This is a genomic window from Pedobacter sp. CG_S7, assembly GCF_040544395.1.
Lineage (GTDB): Bacteria > Bacteroidota > Bacteroidia > Sphingobacteriales > Sphingobacteriaceae > Pedobacter.
Genome location: NZ_JBEONS010000006.1, coordinates 45,769 through 66,349, shown reverse-complemented (window position 1 = coordinate 66,349; position 20,581 = coordinate 45,769). Strand labels below are relative to the sequence as shown.

The 20,581-nt window shown below is 37.7% G+C and carries 16 protein-coding genes, 2 tRNA genes and 1 riboswitch; of the genes, 12 read left to right on the top strand and 6 right to left on the bottom strand.

The window, feature by feature from the left end:
• Positions 1-870 carry a helix-turn-helix domain-containing protein gene (locus AAKU52_RS05525; protein WP_354331097.1) on the top strand — a complete coding sequence of 290 codons (870 nt, stop codon included), beginning with the start codon at positions 1-3 and terminating at the stop codon, positions 868-870.
• A gap of 45 nt (positions 871-915) precedes the next feature.
• Here the strand turns inward: AAKU52_RS05525 and AAKU52_RS05520 are convergent, their stop codons facing one another.
• Positions 916-2,001, bottom strand: a complete 1,086-nt coding sequence (locus tag AAKU52_RS05520) for an acyl-CoA dehydrogenase family protein (protein WP_354331095.1) — start codon at positions 1,999-2,001, stop codon at positions 916-918.
• Between the two features lie 3 nt (positions 2,002-2,004).
• Positions 2,005-2,628 carry a nicotinamide riboside transporter PnuC gene (gene pnuC / locus AAKU52_RS05515; protein ID WP_354331093.1) on the bottom strand — a complete coding sequence of 208 codons (624 nt, stop codon included), beginning with the start codon at positions 2,626-2,628 and terminating at the stop codon, positions 2,005-2,007.
• 99 nt (positions 2,629-2,727) lie between these two features.
• A riboswitch (TPP riboswitch) is annotated at positions 2,728-2,820 on the bottom strand.
• A 240-nt stretch (positions 2,821-3,060) separates the two neighbouring features.
• Between pnuC and AAKU52_RS05510 the strand changes: the two genes are divergently transcribed.
• Genes AAKU52_RS05510 through AAKU52_RS05480 form a run of 7 tightly spaced genes read left to right on the top strand, consistent with a single transcriptional unit; the run spans position 3,061 to position 9,816 of the window.
• The gene (locus AAKU52_RS05510) at positions 3,061-3,426 is read left to right on the top strand and encodes a transmembrane 220 family protein (RefSeq protein WP_354331090.1); all 366 of its coding nucleotides are present in this window, start codon (positions 3,061-3,063) and stop codon (positions 3,424-3,426) included.
• Between the two features lie 11 nt (positions 3,427-3,437).
• A complete protein-coding gene (locus AAKU52_RS05505; RefSeq protein WP_354331088.1) occupies positions 3,438-4,145 on the top strand; it encodes an EboA domain-containing protein in 708 nt (235 codons plus the stop codon).
• A 2-nt stretch (positions 4,146-4,147) separates the two neighbouring features.
• Complete coding sequence (locus tag AAKU52_RS05500; RefSeq protein ID WP_354331086.1) at positions 4,148-5,134, top strand: TatD family hydrolase; 987 nt, start codon at positions 4,148-4,150, stop codon at positions 5,132-5,134.
• A gap of 13 nt (positions 5,135-5,147) precedes the next feature.
• Entirely contained in the window at positions 5,148-6,026 is an 879-nt protein-coding gene (gene eboC, locus AAKU52_RS05495) for a UbiA-like protein EboC (protein WP_354331085.1), read from the top strand.
• A gap of 16 nt (positions 6,027-6,042) precedes the next feature.
• Positions 6,043-7,215 (top strand): 3-dehydroquinate synthase, encoded by a 1,173-nt coding sequence (locus AAKU52_RS05490; protein WP_354331083.1) that lies wholly within the window; start codon positions 6,043-6,045, stop codon positions 7,213-7,215.
• Positions 7,216-8,424 (top strand): metabolite traffic protein EboE, encoded by a 1,209-nt coding sequence (eboE, locus tag AAKU52_RS05485; protein WP_354331081.1) that lies wholly within the window; start codon positions 7,216-7,218, stop codon positions 8,422-8,424.
• Between the two features lie 33 nt (positions 8,425-8,457).
• Positions 8,458-9,816 carry an alkaline phosphatase family protein gene (locus AAKU52_RS05480; protein WP_354331079.1) on the top strand — a complete coding sequence of 453 codons (1,359 nt, stop codon included), beginning with the start codon at positions 8,458-8,460 and terminating at the stop codon, positions 9,814-9,816.
• A gap of 71 nt (positions 9,817-9,887) precedes the next feature.
• Here AAKU52_RS05480 and AAKU52_RS05475 read toward each other — a convergent pair.
• The 4 genes from AAKU52_RS05475 to AAKU52_RS05460 form a co-directional block, all read right to left on the bottom strand.
• Positions 9,888-9,962: transfer RNA gene (locus AAKU52_RS05475), tRNA-Val, on the bottom strand.
• Positions 9,963-10,041: 79 nt separating this feature from the next.
• Positions 10,042-10,119 (bottom strand) — tRNA-Val (locus AAKU52_RS05470).
• A gap of 103 nt (positions 10,120-10,222) precedes the next feature.
• Positions 10,223-10,948: a DNA repair protein RecO gene (recO, locus tag AAKU52_RS05465; protein WP_354331077.1), complete on the bottom strand. Its 726-nt coding sequence runs from the start codon at positions 10,946-10,948 to the stop codon at positions 10,223-10,225.
• Positions 10,948-11,295, bottom strand: coding sequence for a diacylglycerol kinase family protein (locus AAKU52_RS05460; protein ID WP_354331075.1), 348 nt, complete (start codon positions 11,293-11,295; stop codon positions 10,948-10,950). Before AAKU52_RS05460 ends, recO begins: the two co-directional genes overlap by 1 nt.
• Before the next feature lie 79 nt (positions 11,296-11,374).
• Between AAKU52_RS05460 and rlmF the strand changes: the two genes are divergently transcribed.
• The 4 genes from rlmF to AAKU52_RS05440 all read left to right on the top strand — a co-directional run bounded on the left by rlmF (position 11,375) and on the right by AAKU52_RS05440 (position 20,565).
• A complete protein-coding gene (rlmF, locus tag AAKU52_RS05455; protein WP_354331073.1) occupies positions 11,375-12,283 on the top strand; it encodes a 23S rRNA (adenine(1618)-N(6))-methyltransferase RlmF in 909 nt (302 codons plus the stop codon).
• 145 nt (positions 12,284-12,428) lie between these two features.
• A complete protein-coding gene (locus tag AAKU52_RS05450; protein ID WP_354331071.1) occupies positions 12,429-15,128 on the top strand; it encodes a response regulator in 2,700 nt (899 codons plus the stop codon).
• A 693-nt stretch (positions 15,129-15,821) separates the two neighbouring features.
• Positions 15,822-18,965 carry a SusC/RagA family TonB-linked outer membrane protein gene (locus AAKU52_RS05445; RefSeq protein WP_354331069.1) on the top strand — a complete coding sequence of 1,048 codons (3,144 nt, stop codon included), beginning with the start codon at positions 15,822-15,824 and terminating at the stop codon, positions 18,963-18,965.
• A 109-nt stretch (positions 18,966-19,074) separates the two neighbouring features.
• A complete protein-coding gene (locus AAKU52_RS05440) occupies positions 19,075-20,565 on the top strand; it encodes a SusD/RagB family nutrient-binding outer membrane lipoprotein (protein WP_354331067.1) in 1,491 nt (496 codons plus the stop codon).
• Positions 20,566-20,581 lie beyond the last annotated feature (16 nt).

Sequence of the window (20,581 nt, the reverse complement as noted above, 5' to 3'; positions counted from 1 at the left end):
ATGAAAAAAGGCATTCCGGTTTATGATATCAATACCTTTGGCGCTTACAAAAATGAGGCTATCATAGTTAGCAGGTTTGGGCATTACGCTAAGAAATACCAGCACTTCCATTCTGCCCATCGTCATTCTTTCTACCACATGGTGTATTTTACGAAAGGTAGTGGAACACAAACCATAGATTTTAAACAATATCCGGTTTTACCCGGACTCATTTATTTTATGACACCAGGACAAGTTCATAGCTGGTCTTTTACTGACGAAGTTGATGGTTACCTTATTAATTTTTCTGAAGCGCATTTCAATTCATTTTTATTTGACCCCTTGTATTTACATAACTTTATTTTTTTTGCTGAACTGTCATCTGGTGCAATATGCGTATTGCCAGAAGATTCATGGGGTAAGATTAATGAGCTCTTTGAGGATATTCTGAAAGAGGGTGAAAATACTGATCTCTATAGTGAAGATATGGTCCGTATTTTAATGCTGAAAATTTTTATCCAGGTTGCAAGAGTGTTAAACTTAAAACATCCTGTACATCAGCTTTCTTATAATCAAACCCTATTATATAGCTTTAAGAAGCTAATTGAAACCCATTTTATAGCGTATAGATTTCCAAAGCAATATGCAGAACTTTTACACATAACGCCAAATCACCTTAATGCAGCAACAAATAACCATTTAGGCATTTCTGCAGGGCAATTGATTAGGAATCGTGTAATTCTGGAAGCCAAACGCCTGCTGATTAATATGGAACTTTCTGTTGCTGCTATTTCAGATAAGCTGGCATTTAACGATCAGTCTTATTTCGTGAAATTCTTTAAAAAGAATGTCGGCGTAACTCCTGATAAGTTTAGAAAACAAAATAGATAAAAATTATATTGTCTAGGGCTGTGGCAAAGTGCTATGGTTTATTTTTCACTCAAATGTTAATAAGGAATGCTGACTAGCTGTATGAATATCTCTCCAAACCCTATTGATCTCCGTTTCTTTTTTAGCAGCTTCCAATCCACAATAGGGGAATAAATCATCAGCCGCTCTTCGAGAGCTGTGGGCAAGCTTTCGGCTAATCTCGCTAACCGCTAAAAGCTGTGGGGCAGCAATAAATCCATTTTCCATTAACTGATGCCAGGATTGATCAAAAACATGATAAAATTCATTCCTTAACTTTTGAAGTTCCTGATTACAGCGCAACAATTCTTTTTCGAAAAAGACCTTTTGACTGTCGGTGTATCTCTTCTGACCAGAACGCAGCTTAAAAGACCTATTTGCAAGCCTGATAAAATGTTGCGCCATCCCCAAACTGTTGACCGCTAAGGTAGTTTCTGCAAGCTGTAAAAAAGGATAATCAAAACCAAGTTTTTCTACCTTGATGTCTTTATTAATTTCAAAGGTCCTGTTTAATGGTACTTTTAACGCCGCCACTTTAAAAGCATGACTGCCAGTTGCTACAAGTCCGAAATATGACCATCCCGAAATAATATCAACCTCCTCTCTTTTCAGGATAAAAGATTTCACCTGTGCATTGCCCTGTTCGTCCAAAATTTCAAGTCCATCCACATCCTGTAAGATACAATTTGCAGTAAATACCGTTGCATGTGCAGCTCCACTGGCATAATTCCAGGTGCCATTAATAAGGTAGCTCTCGCCAGTTTTTACGGCAATTCCCCCCACAGCACCACTGCCAGCAAAACAGACCTTTCTATCAGAAAAGACAGTTTTAGCAAGTTCGGGATCCAAAAAACCAGCAAACCATCCTGCACCGCTGCAAAGAGTAACGGTCCACCCTAAACTTCCATCTTCGGCTGCTAAAGCTTCCTCCAAACGTAGAATTTCAGGTAACATTAATCCTGGTCCGCCATAAATTTCTGGCACAAAAAGTTTAAACCAATCATTATCATAGGCGAGTTTTAACAATCCGGGATGTAGTTCTCCCAACTCTTCTGATGGAGCAGCATAGGCACGAATGCTTTCTTTAAGGGTGCTGCTTAAAATATTTTGCATAATTTAAATCGAAAGTTCCAACTGTTTTTTTTTAAGGATGTGCTTCCATTCCAGGAATCCAAAAATGGCCACAATAAACAGGATGGCGGTTAATACGGCAAACATGGGCAGCTTTTTGTGGATCAGTAATGGGATAGCGAAGAGATTAGAGATGTTAAGAAAAATCCAGTTTTCAATTTTGCGTCTGGCGAGCAGCCACATGCCTGCCCAGGCAGTGGAGGCTATAAAGGCATCCCAGAAAGGCACATCAGAATCTGTATAATGTCTCAACACCAGGTAAAGTATAACAAAGCCTACACTAGAAATAAGGATAGCGATTTTCATTTCCTTTTTACTGGTCCAGCTTACCTCTACCATTTTAATGGAACCGCGTTTTTGCCATGCCATCCAGCCATAGACACTCATTACCAAATAATAAATATTCAGTAAAGTTTCGGCATAAAGGCGCACATTCACCAATAAATACATGGAAAGCAAGATGGCAATAATGCCGATAGGGTAAAGCCAGATGTTGTTTTTTTTAGCTAAAAAAACTTCTGAAACACCAAAGCCAACAGCAAGCCATTCGATCATGGTGGTTTGAGCAATCTGCTGGTTAAAGGTAAAGTACCAATCTTTTAAATCCATATTTTTTTCATCATAACTTTAATTCCTGATTTGATACAGGAGCATATTAAAACGTTAAGTCAGACTTAAGCTGGCCTAAATTAAATAAGGTAAGTTGGAAAACCAGTTGCTTACCTTTCCTAACCGGCATTATCCGGTCAAGGTTCTACGGGTTTATTCTCAGCCTTAAGTATGGCACCCCGAGGTTATTGGAAATTGTATATTTCGTGGGTAAATATAATCATAAAATTTAAAATCGAAGATTTCTATAGGAAGCTAAAAGCACGTATGGAGGTTGAGAAGAAATTAGTGCCTTACAGATGGGGTGTTGTTCGCTAAAGTTTTTAAATTTGTTTTATCAATTGATGCGCTTTATTTAGAATTACGAGTTAATGGCATGCATTCGATTGTATTTAGTAATGGTATAATTCTTTAAATTTAAACCTTATAAGTATGCTGATTAGTATTTTGAATTCCCTTTTCTGTATTTCGTTCATTTTATTCGCCTATGTAAATTTAAATGATAATGATTCCTGGCTATGGATACCTATCTATTTAGTGGCTGCTGGTTTCTGCGGGTTGGCTGTATTTAATATTTTTTATCCAACATTATCTTTAATTGTGATCTTCTTTTATCTTATTTATGCCGGAATTTTGTTTTTTGTAAAAGATGGCGTGATGGATTGGATTAAAATATATGGGAAACCCAGCTTAGTGGAAAGTATGCAGGCTACAAAACCTTATATTGAGAAGACCAGAGAGTTCTTTGGGCTACTAATTATAAGTGGGGCACTTGCAATTAACTATTTTGTGGCTTAATAATTAAATTCATGACTTTAATAGATACTAAAGAAATACAAGCGCTTGATCAACTGTTTTTTCGGATGATTGCGCGAAACCTGAATAAGGAAGCTCTTTTATGGCTGGAGAGTAAAATAAATTTGATTAAATCGGAAGAAAATTCAAGCCAACTAAGTCTTACTTTTGCTCAAATATCAAGGTTTGCTGCTAAAGAAGTTCTTGAACTCCAAGCAGAAGAGTCTGCGCAAATAAATGCGCTTTTACCAGGATATGCTTTAAAAGATTGGTCAATAGAAAGGCTCTGTCGGGTGTGGATTTTAATGCAAATACCCTATCAAAACAAAGATAATTATATAGAAAAACTAAAATACCTTTTTGCAACAGCAGAAATGAATGAATTAGTTGCACTTTACTCGGCATTGCCTGTTTTTTATGATGCCGAAGAATGGATTTCCAAATGTGAAGAAGGAATCCGCAGTAATATAGGTACAATATTGGAAGCCATTATGTACCATAACCCTTATCCGGCACACTACCTTTCCGAAGCGGCATGGAACCAAATGGTTTTAAAAGCTTTTTTTACTGAAAAAGACAGTAACAATGTTGTTGGATTGCAAGAAAGGGCAAATCTTGCATTGTCGGATACCTTAAATGATTATATTCAGGAGCGATTGGCGGCCCATCGTTCCGTCAATACTGAAATTTATAAATTGGTTAACAAAAATATAAATAGCTAAATATGTGCTGTAATGATAATTTGAATGAAAGAAATGAGGGTACAAAGGTTCATACCAATCTTGATCTGAGTGAGATTAGTGGGATGAAGTTTTTTGATCCGCACGTACACATGACTGCTCGAACTACTGATGATTACCAGGCTATGGCCGATGCAGGGATTGTTGCATTAATAGAGCCTGCTTTCTGGCTTGGTCAACCCCGAACAGGAGTAGATAGTTTTGTTGATTATTACAGCAGCCTGATCGGTTGGGAAAGATTCAGGTCTTCGCAATTTGGCATCAAACATTATTGTACCATTGGTTTAAACTCCCGCGAAGCCAATAATGAAAAATTGGCCGAGCAGGTGATGGAAATACTTCAACGTTATATTTATAAAGAGGGAGTTGTTGGCATTGGTGAAATTGGATTTGATGATCAAACCCCGGCAGAAGAAAAGTATTTTCGACTGCAATTAGACCTTGCTAAAGAAGCTGGATTACCGGTTCAAATTCACACCCCTCATAGGGACAAGAAAAAAGGAACGCAACGCAGTATGGATATTGCGATAGAACATGGCCTTTCACCTTCTAGTGTTATTGTAGACCATAATAATGAAGAAACAGTGAAGGAAGTTCTTGACAGAGGTTTTTGGGCTGCATTTACCATTTATCCGTTTACTAAAATGGGAAATGAACGCATGGTAGAGGTGGTTAAACAATATGGGTCAGAACGGATCATGATCAATTCTGCCGCCGACTGGGGGATTAGTGACCCGCTTGCTGTGCCTAAATCTGCTGCTTTAATGAAAAAATCAGGAATAAGTTTGCCTGATATTGAATTGGTAACTTACCGTAATGCAATTACGGCTTTCGCACAAAGCGGTCAAATTAATGAAAGTGATTTTATGAAGGTAACGCCCGTTGACCAGGGACAGAAATTTGAAAGCAATTCAATTTTACGTGGCGGACAGCAGCCAAGGATAGATAAGAATTCAATCATTATTTCTTAACCAATATATTTTGATGGAAAAAATATTAGGTTATATCCGCCTCATGCGCCCAGCAAATGTGGTTACTTCTGTTGCTGATGTGCTTGCTGGCATTGCCATTTCCGGTTATTTTTTAGGTGCTGAAAGTTACTTGCCCGTTCTACTGCTTTGTATTTCAACAATTGGCTTGTATGGTGGCGGAATTATTTTTAATGATGTTTTTGATGCCGCGCTGGATAAAGTTGAACGCCCTGAAAGATCCATTCCCAGCGGATTGATTACGGTTAAAGAAGCGGTTGTATTTGGGGCTGCCTTTTTTGCCGTCGGAGTGATTGCGGCAGGTTTAATAAACCCTGTTTCTTTAGCTATCTCCTTGTTAATAGTAGTTGCTTGTTTAACCTATAACAAATGGATGAAACACCATTTTATATTAGGGCCTTTAAACATGGGGCTGTGCAGAGGTTTAAATCTGCTTTTGGGCATAAGTATTTTGGCTCCACAAATTCAATCGTGGTGGTTTTTGGCCATTATACCGATTATTTATATCGCGTCGATAACCATGATTAGTCGTGGTGAAGTGCATGGAGGGAGTAAAAAAACACTCTACTTTGCTTCGTTACTTTACCTGGTGGTAATCAATAGCCTACTGTATTTTTCATATATAAAAAACAATTTCATACTAACATTAGTGTTTGTACTGCCTTTTGCCTGGATGATTTTTCGTCCCTTAATAAAAGCTTTTATTAACCCGGTGGGTAAGAACATAGGCAAAGCGGTAAAAGCCGGTGTTATAGCACTGATTTTGATGAATGCAGCCTGGGCTACTGCCTTTGGCGCTTGGGAAGTCGCTTTAATAATTGCAATGTTGTTACCGTTATCACTATGGTTAAGTAAAACCTTCGCGGTTACTTAGTCACGAATTTGAAATTATGAGTCATTTAGAACAATCTTTTAGTGTAAAGTTTAATTATAAAATATTTTTTACGGAATCACTTTTTAATAAGGGAAACCTTCTGCTGTCGGACTTCTTTAAAGAGAAACCTGCAGCAGTATTACCAAAAATACTGTTTGTTTTGGATCAGGGCGTTGCAGCTGCACATCCAGACCTTCAAAATGCTATTAAAGCTTATTTTAATTTGCATACAGCTGTTAAATTGATTCAAGACATCATCATTGTGCCAGGAGGTGAAACTGCAAAAAACGATACCAAGCTTTTCGAACAACTCATTGAAGCGGTGAATGTCTATGGGATAGACAGGCATTCCTACATTGCTGCAATTGGTGGAGGTGCGGTATTAGACTTGGTTGGCTATGCTGCTGCGGTTGCACACAGGGGTATTAAACACATTCGCATTCCAACTACTGTCCTTTCACAAAATGATTCAGGGGTTGGGGTTAAAAATGGTGTGAATTTTCAGGGTAAGAAAAACTTCCTGGGCACCTTCGCACCACCTGCAGCGGTATTTAATGATAATCAGTTTTTGTTAACTTTAAGCGACAGGGATTATAACTCAGGGATTTCTGAAGCCATAAAAGTGGCGCTGATCAAGGATTTTGATTTCTTTTGCTGGATTGAAAATCATGCGTTTCAGTTGGTGAACAGGGCAACGGAAAGCATGGATTACTTGATTAAACGTTGTGCTCAACTTCATTTGGAGCATATTGCAGGGGATGATCCTTTTGAAGCAGGCTCTTCAAGGCCATTAGATTTTGGACATTGGAGTGCACATAAATTAGAACAGCTGAGTGATTTCAAAATTACGCATGGCGAGGCTGTAGCGATGGGGATTGCATTAGACAGCTCCTATTCTTTTTTATCTGGCTTATTAACAGAAGGAAAGCTGCAGCGTATCTTAAAGCTACTGAAGCAATTTTTCAATTTGACAAATCCCCTAATTCAAATAAATGACTTACAATCGCCTCTCTTGAAAGGATTAACGGAGTTTCAGGAACATCTTGGCGGTAAATTAACGATTACCATGTTAACAGATCTCGGCAAAGGTCGTGAAGTTAACCAGATGGATCATCACTTGCTGATGGAAGCAAGTAAGTATGTTTCGGATTTTATGAAATTAAAGGAACGTTTAAAAACCAACACCTAAATGAAAACTAATTCAGGCCATTTAACCTATTGTACAAACATTCATTCTGGAAAAAACTGGACAGAAGATTTTGATATTTTAAAGCAAAATTTTCCGGTAATAAAGAAGGCCGTGGCACCAGTTCAATCTTTTGGAATTGGCTTAAGGCTTTCTCATGCCGCAAGCCTGGAGCTTCTTGATGCTGCTACTTTGACAAAGTTTAAACAGTGGCTTCAGGAGAATGATGCTTATGTTTTTACTATAAATGGTTTTCCTTATGGAGATTTCCACCATACAGTAGTTAAAGCGGATGTGCATACACCAGATTGGACAACCACCGACCGTAGGGATTACACCATCAGGTTGTTTAAGATTCTGGAATCGTTGTTGCCTGAGGGGATGGACGGAGGTATTTCTACTTCTCCATTAAGCTACAGGCATTGGTTTAAAACAGCAGAAGCTTTAAATCAGGCAAAGTACACTTCTACCCGCCATATCATTGAGGTAATTAAGGAGCTAAACATTATTTATCAGCAAACAGGTAAATTAATGCACCTTGATTTAGAGCCAGAACCAGACGGAATCATAGAAACCGGTAGAGAATACATAGATTGGTTTGAAAATGAGTTGCTGGTTATTGGAATACCCGAATTTGTGAAGTCGTTTAACATTTCCGCTGCTGAAGCTGAAAATGCGATCAAAAAACATCTTTGTTTATGTTATGATGTTTGTCATTTTGCTGTTGGTTATGAAGTTCATGAGTATGTGTTAACAGAGCTTGCCAAAAAAGGACTTAAAGTGGGCAAAATTCAAATCAGCGCTGCTTTAAAAGCTAATTTAAACAGGTCGGCCGAAGAAAGAGAAAAGATAAAATCAAGTTTTGAAACCTTTAATGAACCTACCTATTTACACCAGGTGGTAGCGGCAAAAAAAGATGGGCAATTATTGCGTTATCCGGATTTGCCACAGGCGCTGGAGGATTTTAATAACAAAGCAGTAGAACAGTGGAGAGCTCATTTCCATATTCCAATATCGGTTAAAGAAATTGGACTTTTACAATCTACACAAGATGATATTTTGAAAGTTTTAGAGATTCAAAAAAACACGCCATTTACGAACCACTTGGAGGTTGAAACTTATACTTGGGGAGTTTTACCGGAACAGTTAAAATTACCAATCACTCAATCAATTATCAATGAATTGAATTGGGTAATCAAAGAAGTTATTTAAGATAGCTTCATCACCCTTAAAAATAGAGTTAGAATGATGAAAAAAACTGTAGTAATTGATGTTGTTGGATTATCTTCCAATTTAATTGGAAAGCATACTCCTTTTCTTGAAAATTATATAAAAAGTAATAATCTTTGTTCTATAGCGCCGTCACTACCTGCAGTAACAACGGCTGTACAGTCTACTTATTTAACTGGAAAGCTGCCTTCTACACATGGGGTAGTTGGCAATGGCTGGTACGATAAAATAGATGCTGAAATAAAGTTCTGGAAACAATCGAACAAGCTGGTATTAGCTGAAAAGATATGGGATAAGGCTAAAAAAGAGGATGCTAACTTTACCTGTTCAAATATGTTCTGGTGGTATAACATGTATTCCAGTGCAGATTATGCGGTAACACCAAGGCCAAATTATTTAGCGGATGGCAGGAAACTTCCAGATTGCTACTCTAAACCTGCTGAACTGCGCGATATGTTGCAGGATAAACTGGGTATCTTTCCTTTATTTCAGTTCTGGGGGCCAGGGGCAAATATCAAATCTACGAAATGGATTGCCGATGCTGCTATGCTTACCGATGAAAAGCATGACCCTACGCTAACCTTAATTTATCTGCCTCACCTGGATTATTGTCTCCAAAAGTTCGGACCAGATTTTGATAAAATTGCTGAAGATTTAAATCAAATAGATGCTGTTGTAAAAGAGCTTGTTGATTTTTTTAAAAAGAAAGATGCCAATGTCATTATTCTTTCAGAATATGGTATTGTTCCGGTAAATAACCCGATTCATTTAAACAGGATTTTGAGAGCAAATGGTTTGCTGCAGATCCGTATGGAACGTGGATTGGAATTATTAGATGCCGGAGCTTCAAAAGCTTTTGTTGTGGCCGACCATCAGTTGGCTCATGTCTATATCAATGATCCTGCTGTTATTCCTCAAGTAAAAAAGATACTTGAAAGTGTACCTGGTATTGCTTTAATCTTAGATGATGAGGGTAAAAAGACACATGGGATTGCTCATGAACGGGCAGGGGACTTTGTTTTGGTTGCGGAACCGGAAAGCTGGTTCACGTATTATTTTTGGCTTGATGATGCTAAGGCACCAGATTATGCAAGGTGTGTAGATATTCATAAAAAACCTGGTTTTGACCCAGTGGAGATGTTTATGTCTTCTAAATCTCGTGCTGCATACAAGTTGTTGAGAAAAAAGGCAGGTTTTCGTTATGTAATGGATGTGATTCCGCTGGATGCAACTTTAATCAAAGGTTCTCATGGGAGTATCAATGTTCCTCCAGCTTTTTATCCTGTTTTAATTACGGATAAAAAAACAAATGCTAAAAATATAGAAGCGACCGAGGTTTATGATTTGATTTGGAAATCTTTGTTTGAGGGATAAATAATTGGTGTCAAAAAGGAAAAGCCCTGTAAATGATGTCATTTACAGGGCTTTTCCTTTTGTGTTTGAGGTGGGAGATACTGGGTTCGAACCAGTGACCCCCTGCTTGTAAGGCAGGTGCTCTGAACCAGCTGAGCTAATCTCCCTAAGGTTCTTGCCGTTTTATAAAGAAACAATAGCTGGCAAACTATTGAGTTTAGAATAACCTCCAATCCTGGTGGTTTTTGGTGGGAGATACTGGGTTCGAACCAGTGACCCCCTGCTTGTAAGGCAGGTGCTCTGAACCAGCTGAGCTAATCTCCCCAAGGTTCTTGCCATTTTAGTAAAAATAGTTGGCCTCTATTTCCCTGTTCAGGGAGTGCAAATATACATCTCTAAGTCAAAATTCCAAAACTTTTATAAAAAATTACGATAATACATCCTCTAAAATTTGATGAGAACGAATTTCCCCAAAAGATGCTGTGTGTAAAGTGTAGAAAATCAATATCTTATCCAATAGTGCCCTCCTTGTCGAGTTGCTCAATTTTATTTCATAAATTCTTTCAAATGGCGTAGTAAATAAGGAAATAAACAAAACTGCATCTGCTTTAGCAATATAATGCGGATGTATAGGCGGTGTTGACTTGAATTCTCCTTCCTGCAAATCAAAATAGTTCTGGTCATTTTTACTTTCCATATTGGGCGCAAAGCCTAAAAAGCGGGAAAGTTTCAACAAGAAGGCTAAATGGAAATTTGCATCCGCAGTTTCTGTGGCATCAAACCAAGACACTGCGTTGAAAATAAAGCTAAATAAATTTTCATCTGTATGCTCTTGACGGATACTTTTATACAATACCTCATTTAAAAATATCACGATCGAACTTTTTACTATATCATAAGGGATGCTTCTGAAAATAGGGGATGGTTTCAATTCTGATACCCGTTGTAAATTTGTGCTGATTTTATGATACACCACCATATCGGCAAGGTGCAATGGTTGCAGCATATTCATGCTGATCTTTGCTTTCGGTTTTTTAACCCCATTGATCACGTAAGATTGTATTCCGAATTTCTCTGTAAATACCTGAACAATTACACTGCTCTCACTATATAAGGTGGTTTTTAAAACTATTCCTCTGGTTTTATGTAGCATTATAAGAATTTGGGGACAAAAATAATAAGGCCAATTGCAGCCGCAATAATAGCAGCAATCAGTACTGCTGCCGCTGCCGTATCTTTTACAAGACCTGCTTTTTTGTTATAAGTTGGGGAAACCAGATCTACCAATATTTCTATTGCAGTGTTGAGTAATTCTGAAATTAAAACCATGGCTACAGCTACCATTATCCAAAGCCATTCTGAGTTGTTCAGCCTGTAATACCAGCCAAGCGTAACGGCCAAAATGGTTAACGCACAATGATATTTAAAGTTAGGTTGTGTTTTAAAGGCATATACAATACCATTCAGGGCAAAGCCAAAACTTTTTATAAATCTAGACATATCCTATATTTTTACTTTAAAAAACATTTTTAACACCTACTTTTGTCTGGTAAAGATAGTAACACCAAACACACAATCCATGGATACCTCCGCAAAAGAACAGAAGAAACTTTTACATAACAGGAATAAACATCGTTCCCGTTATGATTTTGCGCTTTTGGTTAAAACGCTACCAACGCTGAGGAATTTTGTGATCGTAAATCCTTATGGAGATGAATCTCTAGATTTTTCTGATCCTGCTGCGGTTAAAATGCTTAATAAAGCTTTGCTAAAGCAATATTATGACATTGAACATTGGGATATCCCTGAAAATTACCTCTGCCCGCCAATTCCTGGTCGTGCAGATTATATCCATTACCTTGCTGATCTTTTGGCTGAGGATAATGAAGGTAAAATACCTACTGGGAAAGCTGTTAAAATATTGGATGTCGGTGTAGGTGCTAATTGTGTTTATCCAATTATTGGTCACCAGGAATACGGCTGGACTTTTGTTGGTTCTGAAATAGACAAAAGAGCTGTGGAGGCAGCCAAAAATATTGTAACTGCTAATGCTAACCTAAAAGATGCGGTAAGCATCCGTTTACAAAACGATCCACAAAGGGTATTTTTAGGCGTCGTAAAGCCAGGGGAAACCTTCGACATTACCATGTGTAACCCTCCTTTTCATGCTTCCGCTGAAGAAGCCGCAGCCGGTTCTCAAAGAAAGCTTCATAACCTGGGTAAACAGAAGAAAGTACTCAACTTCGGGGGACAAGGAATTGAATTATGGTGTAAAGGTGGTGAAGTTGGGTTGATTGAAACCATGATCCAGGAAAGTGTGGCTTTGGCTGATCAGGTGAAGTGGTTTACCACACTGGTTTCAAAAAGTGCCAACCTGGAGGCAGTCAATTATTTTTTAAGAAGAGCGGGTGTGTTAAAAGTTAAAACTGTAGAGATGGCGCAAGGACAAAAAATTAGTCGCTTTGTAGCCTGGTCTTTTCAAAAATAACCGGCTATTTTTTTAATATAAAGCCAGTTCTTATCACTTATCTTGAGTTTTAAATTACTTGATACTTTTCTTTATTGGCATTGTAATAATTTTAAAGAAAAAACTCTAAATGTAAATCGATTAAGTGTAAGTTGCGAGATAATTTATGGCGCCATATAAACACTCTTCATTTGCTTATTTGCAAAAACTAATGACCATTTGCCTGCTGATTTTTGTCTGTCAGCAATGTGCTAAGGCACAGCATAAAAAGGATTCGCTGCTGGAGGCAAGGTCACTACTCAAACAATCTTCAGTAGCTTATAAAGCAGGTGATGAAATCAGTGCTTTGAAATATGCCCGTCAGGCATTAAAGCTGAGCAGTATTACTGATTCCAATACTTATGCAAAATCATCAATTATGGTGGCCTATATGCTTAGCAGACAGGGTCAAGATGTTGAAGCATTAAATGTTGCATTTAAAATACTGCGCGAAACAGAGGCTAGAGGTTGGAAAAAGTTAAGTATAGGAAGTATGGGCTGCATTGCAGATCTATATCGTTCTATCAATAACCCACAAGCTGCCCTGCCTTATGCTTTGAGGGCATCAAAAGAGGCATTGATATTAAAGGATTCTGTACAGTATATTTTTACGTTGAGTACACTTTCCAATCTATATTCACATAGAAATATGGAATCGACGGCAAACCTTGTAAAGGCTTCTAAATATATGGAGATAATATTGGCTCCTCCATACCTCCGTTTGCTTACTGATTTTGACCAATCCCGTTATTTAAGTAATCTAGGTCGCTTATATTTGAAACAGGATCAACTGGTAAAAGCCGAAGGTGTATTAATGCAATCTATTGCAATATCACGTCGCGAGAAATTTTTGCCGCTCGAAAAAACTGTACTTAATGAATTGATGACCCTTTATATTCAGAAAGGTCAATTTAGGGAGGCAATTAAATATGGTGAACAGGCCCTGGCCATACAGCCTGAGGCCCAAACCAGCAGGGTCTTGCAAAAAAATATATACTTACGTCTTAGTGAAGCTTATGTGGGTGTTAAAAATTTTGAGCAAGCGCTGATGAGTTCACAAAAGGCAACACAATTAAACGACAGTATTTCGACTGCCAATAAAGCTAAAGATGCCGCTGAACTTGATAAAAAATACCTTAACGATAAACGCCTGATTATAGCCACTAGTAAAACTAAATTATTGGAGCAGCAACGTAATTTTATAATTATTCTCTCTGTTATTCTAGCTATTTCATCATTTGCTGCTTATAGGGTGTTTAATCTCAGAAGGAAAAGAAAAGCCGATATGTTGCTGCAAGAGCATCTTCAATTAGAAAGATTAGATGCACTTAAAACTCGTTTTTTCGCCAATGTAAGTCATGAATTGCGTACACCATTGACATTGATCATTGGTCCTGCAGATCAGTTGATTAACCAACAGGTTGAAAATGAGCAACAACGAAAAGATTATCTCCATGCCATATTGCGGAACAGCAAAAAGTTGTTGAACATTGTAAATGAACTGCTGGATTTGGGAAAACTTGAAGCAGGTAAATTATTGGCGAAGTTTAAGCCGGTAGAACTGGCTCCCTTTGTTAATGGTCTCTATGAAGACTTTTCGTCGGTTGCTGCTTATAAAAAGATAAGTTATCAATTAGAAAGTAATATCAACGAGTCTTTATTTGTACAAATTGATCAAGAGAAATTTGAAAAAATCAGCATCAATCTGATTGGTAATGCCATAAAGTTTACGCCATATGCAGGTTCAATTACTGTTGCCGCAGCTATCGACTCTCACCAATTTGAATTTAGTGTAGCCAATACAGGTAACGGAATCCATCCTGACGATTTACCTCATGTTTTTGATAGGTATTACCAAGGGGAGCGCAATGAGCAACCTTTATCAGGTGGCACAGGAATTGGCCTGGCTATAACGCATGAGTTTACAGTGCTAATGGGTGGGCAAATTACCATCAAAAATACCTGGGGTGAAGGAGTAGTTTTTAAAGTCAGTATCCCGCTTAATGGTTCTGAACAACGTGAAAAAGAAATTGTAACGGAAGTTGAAGAGGTTCAAGATCTGGAGCAAACAAATTTAGATGAAAAAAGAGTCGTATTAGTGGTGGAAGACAACCGCGACATGGCCACTTATATCGCAGCCATATTACAACCTTCTTACACCATCTTAACTGCTTATAATGGCGTAGAGGCATTACAAATCCTAAAATCTATATCACCAGCCCCTAGTCTTATTATTTCTGATGTGATGATGCCAGATATGGATGGTTTTACCTTGCTGGAAACTTTAAAGAAAGATAGTGTTTTTTGCCCTATACCGGTAGTTATGCTTAGCGCTCTTACTGATACCCGAAATAAACTTAAGGCCCTTAATATTGGGGTAGATGATTATATTACTAAACCTTTTCTAAGCGCCGAATTAATTGCAAGGGTAAGTAACCTCATCAAAAATGCTGCACTGAGGTTTACTGTTTCAATTGAGGAGGAAGAGGTTTTGCCTTATTCTCCAGCTGATTTGTTGTGGCTTTCGGAACTTGAAAACCATGTAAGAGCATATAACAGCGGTAAAACCGAACTGAATCTTGCCGAATTAAGCTATACCATGTCTATCAGTGAAAGGCAGTTATTTCGCCGCATTAAAGCCATTACTGGTCTAACGCCCAATAAATATATACGTACCATCAGGTTGCAGATTGCCCGTGAAGCTATTGAAAGTGGTAAATTTCGAACTGTTGCCGAAATAGCTTACGCCGCCGGTTTTGATACCCCTGCTTATTTCAGTAAATTATTTAAAGAACATTACGGCACTGAAGTGAATAAGCTATTGTAAAAACAGACTTGGAGCTATTAACTTTGTATTTTATATTGTGTTTTTAGACACTTATAACACTTAAAATGCTTTATGGGCAAAAAAGAAAGAAAAGTTTTTACGAATTTCCCTCTAGGTATTCGCACAATATCTGGAGAATTGCAATACCTGCAGTCTTTATGGGCTGTTTGTTTACTATGTTTTAGTCCTTCTTGTATCTTGGCGTGAATCATTTTGAATGTGCTAATAAATTAAGGGAATTTTCGCGGAACGGGTTTGCTTTACGTTTTATACGCTTTTAATGTACTTGTGTTTTGCGCTGTAAAATTGAGTTTTAAGAAGTTAACAAAACTGACGTATTAGTAAACAAAACCAACAATTATGCATTTTATGACCCTAATTCCTGGTTAAAACCAAGGTATTGATCCCAATTATTGGAAGATTATCAGCATCATCAAAAATAGGTTGTCCAATATGAATATTCTAATCACCCAGAGGAAAGAAGAAAGAAAATGAGCTGAAGTAGCGAGAAACACGTTTAAGTAAATGAGGGGATAAAATGGGATTTGGAGTAGTATAAAAGGAAAAGGTTTTGTAAACAAATGATCAACTAAAGCAATTAAAATCCTCTCATTAGTAACAAAAGCTTAATACCATCTCGGGTTAGATTTTACAGTACAAATCTACATTTGCGCTGTAAAACAAAAAACCTATATGAAAAGAACATTACTTTTATTTAGCTTAATATTCCTTTTTATTACTCAAGGGGCTATAGCACAAATTCTCCTAAAGGGTGTTGTAAAAGACACCAATGGTATGGGGATTCCGGGCGTAAGCGTTAGCATAATTAACAGCTCGAAGGCTAGTGTTACCGATTTTGATGGTAAGTACACTATTTCGGCACCTGCTACGGCCACACTTCATTTCACTTATTTAGGCTATATCTCACAAAACGTAATTGTTGCAGGTAAAACTCAAATTGACATCATTTTGCTCGAAGACAGCAGAACACTCGGTGAAGTAGTAGTAACAGCAATAGGCATCAAACAACAAAAGAAAAAGTTAGGTTATGCCACACAGGAAGTAAAACTTGATGTGTTGTCTGAGTCAAAAACCATGAATATCGGGAATGCCTTATCTGGTCAGGTTGCTGGTCTTACTGTAAACAACCCTACGGGTATGTTTCAGGCACCTTCCTTTTCATTAAGAGGGAAAAATCCATTGATTGTAATTGATGGAATTCCCGTAGAAACAGATTTCTTCGACGTTTCGGGTGATAATATTGCCAATATTAACGTGTTAAAAGGTACAACCGCTTCTGCACTCTATGGGTCCAGAGGTAAAAATGGAGCCATCTTAATCACCACGAAAAATGCAGAAAAGGATGGATTGGAAATCAATATCAGTACCAATAACATGATTACTGCAGGTTTCACCGTGTTTCCTGAAACACAGACTGCTTACGGTAACGGATCTAATGGTAAATATGAATTCTGGGATGGCGAAGATGGTGGTGTTTCAGATGGCGATATGATCTGGGGACCTAAGTTTGAGCCAGGTGTTAAAATCCCACAGTGGAATAGTCCGATTAGAAATAAACAAACAGGGGAGGTAACCCCATGGTGGGGAAATGTTAAGGGAACTGTTTATGACGATAAAGCTAAATATGAAAGAGTTCCTACAGATTGGGTTAGACACGACAACCTAAACGATTTTCTGAGAACAGGTATTGTAACGAACAATGATTTTTCTGTTGCTTATAAGGGTGACAAAGCACAGTTCTATGCTTCGGGTAAATATTCTTTTCAACGTGGTCAGGTGCCAAACACTTCTTTAACAACTGGGGGTGCAAATTTCAACTCTTCTTTCAGTCTAACTAAAAACCTGCAGTTAACAGCTTCCCTTTCTTATAATAAAGTAAGCACACCAAATTACCCTCGCTATGGTTATGGACCTAAAAACCACATGTACACTATTTTAATTTGGATGGGTGATGATGTGAATGGTCAGGAGTTGAGAGATCACCTCTATGTTCCTGGCTTGGAAGGCTACAGACAGGCTAATTACAACTATGCATGGTACAATAACCCTTACTTTGCTTCTGAAGAACTTGAGCAAGGGCAAAAGAGAAATGTGGTCAATGCACAGACAAAATTAAGTTGGCAGGTTATGCCTGGTTTGAATTTGCAGGCAAGGGCTTCCGGACGTGAAAACAAATCGTTTGAAGACATGAAAAGTCCTAAATCTTATATGAACTATGGCGATTCAAGAAATGGTGATTATAAGATGTGGAACAATTCACAAATGAATGTGGATCTGGATTTTCTGGCTTCTTACAATAAGGAAATATCAAAAGACCTGAATTTCACTTTAAATGCTGGGGCATCTACCTTTAACCGCAATGTGCAACAGGAATACGCTTCAAGTGACGGCTTGATTGTTCCTTATGTGTATAGCTTAAACAATACACAAGGCCCCGTAAATGCTACAAATTACGTCGAAGAAAAATCTATCCGAAGTGTATACGGGTCAGCAAACTTCGATTTATTTAGTGCTGTATACTTGAACGTAACGGGCAGAAATGATTGGTCTTCAACCTTAACAAAAGAAAATAGATCTTATTTTTATCCATCTGCCTCTTTAAGTACTATAGTTTCTGATTATATTCAACTGCCAAAAGCATTGGATTACCTGAAGCTTTATACTTCATGGGCTAAGGTTTCAAATGATCTTGCACCTTATAGCATTAGTTCCACTTACAGTAAAGATGTTACCTATGGCTCTATCCCTTCAGTGGGTTATCCTTCAGGAATTATTAATCCAAATATTAAACCAGAGCAATCAACATCTTATGAAATCGGACTATCGACTTCGCTGGTAAAAAGAATAGGGTTAGAGTTTACCTATTACAACGTGATGGATGAGAACCAGATCATAGATTTAAGTACATCAGAAGCGTCTGGTTTTACTTCCCGTAAAGTAAATGGTAACAGCTACAAAACCCAGGGTTTTGAGGTGATGGGTAATTTCAATGTTGCAAAAAACAAGAATTTCAAGTGGGATATTGCAGCAAACTGGAGCACATCAGTAAAGAAACTTGTTGGTATTTATGATAATGAGGCCAAATTTGGCAACCTGTTATTAAACGATAGAGCAGATAGCTTTTATGATACGGTATGGCAAAAAAGTGCTTCCGGAGAAGTAATTCTTGATGCAAATACTGGCTTGCCGACAAGAGATAACTTTCAGGTAAACCTTGGTCACAATGACCCAAGCTGGCGTTTAGGATTGCAGAACAAGTTTAAGATCAAAGGCTTTGATGTAAATATTGATATTGATGGTGCATGGGGTGGTATTATGCGCTCGGTAACAATAGAAAAAATGTGGTGGGGGGGTAAGCACCCCAATTCTGTCGAATTTAGAGATGCTGAATATGCAGCAGGAAAATCTGTTTACATACCTGAAGGAGTTGTTGTTACAGGTGGTGAGTTGAAAAGAGACGTAAACGGAAATGTATTGACAGATACCCGTACCTACAAAAAAAACACTACTGCCGTAAACTGGCAAACCTGGAGCCAGGTATACCCTTACCAAGCAAGGGTTACTGAAGGTGAAAGTGAAAAATTCGCTAACGTTTTTGATCGTTCTTTCTTCAAATTAAGAAGAGTTTCTGTTGGGTATGATCTTGCCAAGCTGGTTAACCTACCAAGTTTAAAATCTATACATGTATCCGCTTACAGCTATAATCCATTAATGTGGAAAAAGATGCCATTACTTGATCCAGATTATGGTAATGATAATAATCTCCAAGATCCTTCAGCAAGATTTATCGGTTTCTCCTTAAGTGTAAAACTTTAAATCATCGTCCTAATTTTGAATAAGATTCCAACGTAATCATCTTAAGCTTACAAAAACAAAGAATAGAAGCTTATGATAGCTTCATAATCGTTAAAAACATAAACAACTGATGAAAAAAATAATATATAGTTTGTTAGTCGGAGTAATTTTTCTTTCTTCCTGCAAGGATCAGGACCTGCTAAATATTGACCCTAATAAACCCACAGAAACACATCCTCAACTTCTGTTAACCAAAGTGGAATGGAATGCTTTTCAAGCATTTGGTGGTACTTCTCCATTATATGCTACCCGTATGCTGGTACAAACAGATGGAGAAAGTGAAGGGCAATATTTTAAATGGTCAAGAGGTAGTTTTGGGCCTTATTCTTCCCTTAAACAGGTAACTAAAATGGTAGAAGAAGCAAACCGGATTAATGACAATTCTTATATTGCATTGGCCAAGTTTTTTAGGGCCTATTATTTCTATAATTTAACACTTAACTTTGGTGATATCCCTTATTCGCAGGCTTTAAAAGGAGAAGCTACAGCAGGTTATACAGCTCCGATTTATGATACTCAAAAAGAGGTTTTCCAGGGGATTCTTAAAGAACTTGATGAGGCAAATACCATGCTCAAAGGTATGAATGTGATTATTGCTGGTGATATCATTTACAAAGGTGATGTAAGCAAATGGCGCCGGTTGATTAACGCTTTTAGGTTAAAAGTGTTAATAACTTTGTCAAAAAAGGAAAATGATGGCGACTTAAAAATTAAGGAAACCTTTGCCCAAATTGTACAGAATGAACCTATATTCAACGATGCTGAGGGTAAAGGTGACGGACAATTAGTTTTCTTAGATCAGCAGGGTAACCGTTATCCTGAATTTAATTCTAGTGGATTTGGATCAGGTATGTACATGGCCTCTACTTTTATAATACATATGCAAGACAGGCAAGACCCACGTTTGTTTGTTTATGCCACACAAACGAAAATAGGAAAGGAAGCTGGTAAGGCAATTGATGATTTTACTGCCTATGAAGGTGGTGATCCTGCAGCTCCTTATGCGGAAACGAATTTAAAAGCTGCGGAAGGTAAAGTTTCTAAAGTGAACGACCGTTTCCCTAAAAATCCAACCAATGAGCCTCAGGTTTTAATGGGATATGCCGAGCAGGAATTTATTCTTGCTGAAGCTGTGCTCAAGAACTGGATTTCTGGAGATGCTAACCAACATTATAGAAATGGTGTAAAGGCCTCATTTAAATTTTATGAAAACAATGTAAGTGGTTATATCGCTTATTTCACAGCGGCAAAAGCAAATGCTTATTTAGATTTACCAATAAATAATTTTGCACTTAGCACTACTTTGGAGCAAAAAATAGAACAGATTATTACACAGAAGTATTTGAGAACATTTTTCCAGTCGGGTTGGAGTGCCTTTTTTGATAACCTGAGAACAGGCTATCCTGAATTCCGCCGCCCAAAAGGTGTTGCCATCCCTTATCGTTGGATTTACCCTCAGTCTGAATATAATAATAATAGAGATAATGTTTCTAAGGCAATTGTTTCACAGTTTGGCACTGGTAATGATAAGATTAACCAACAAGTTTGGTGGTTAAAATAATTTAATATTCTTTATT

Excerpts from the sequence above, each read along its gene's own strand:
- AAKU52_RS05460 (WP_354331075.1), bottom strand. The coding sequence starts at position 11,295 with ATGTCTAGATTTATAAAAAGTTTTGGCTTTGCCCTGAATGGTATTGTA.
- AAKU52_RS05450 (WP_354331071.1), top strand. The coding sequence starts at position 12,429 with ATGGCGCCATATAAACACTCTTCATTTGCTTATTTGCAAAAACTAATG.
- recO (WP_354331077.1), bottom strand. The coding sequence starts at position 10,948 with ATGCTACATAAAACCAGAGGAATAGTTTTAAAAACCACCTTATATAGT.
- AAKU52_RS05520 (WP_354331095.1), bottom strand. The coding sequence starts at position 2,001 with ATGCAAAATATTTTAAGCAGCACCCTTAAAGAAAGCATTCGTGCCTAT.
- AAKU52_RS05525 (WP_354331097.1), top strand. The coding sequence starts at position 1 with ATGAAAAAAGGCATTCCGGTTTATGATATCAATACCTTTGGCGCTTAC.
- AAKU52_RS05445 (WP_354331069.1), top strand. The coding sequence starts at position 15,822 with ATGAAAAGAACATTACTTTTATTTAGCTTAATATTCCTTTTTATTACT.
- eboC (WP_354331085.1), top strand. The coding sequence starts at position 5,148 with ATGGAAAAAATATTAGGTTATATCCGCCTCATGCGCCCAGCAAATGTG.
- AAKU52_RS05490 (WP_354331083.1), top strand. The coding sequence starts at position 6,043 with ATGAGTCATTTAGAACAATCTTTTAGTGTAAAGTTTAATTATAAAATA.
- pnuC (WP_354331093.1), bottom strand. The coding sequence starts at position 2,628 with ATGGATTTAAAAGATTGGTACTTTACCTTTAACCAGCAGATTGCTCAA.
- AAKU52_RS05505 (WP_354331088.1), top strand. The coding sequence starts at position 3,438 with ATGACTTTAATAGATACTAAAGAAATACAAGCGCTTGATCAACTGTTT.
- rlmF (WP_354331073.1), top strand. The coding sequence starts at position 11,375 with ATGGATACCTCCGCAAAAGAACAGAAGAAACTTTTACATAACAGGAAT.
- AAKU52_RS05480 (WP_354331079.1), top strand. The coding sequence starts at position 8,458 with ATGATGAAAAAAACTGTAGTAATTGATGTTGTTGGATTATCTTCCAAT.
- eboE (WP_354331081.1), top strand. The coding sequence starts at position 7,216 with ATGAAAACTAATTCAGGCCATTTAACCTATTGTACAAACATTCATTCT.
- AAKU52_RS05500 (WP_354331086.1), top strand. The coding sequence starts at position 4,148 with ATGTGCTGTAATGATAATTTGAATGAAAGAAATGAGGGTACAAAGGTT.
- AAKU52_RS05510 (WP_354331090.1), top strand. The coding sequence starts at position 3,061 with ATGCTGATTAGTATTTTGAATTCCCTTTTCTGTATTTCGTTCATTTTA.
- AAKU52_RS05440 (WP_354331067.1), top strand. The coding sequence starts at position 19,075 with ATGAAAAAAATAATATATAGTTTGTTAGTCGGAGTAATTTTTCTTTCT.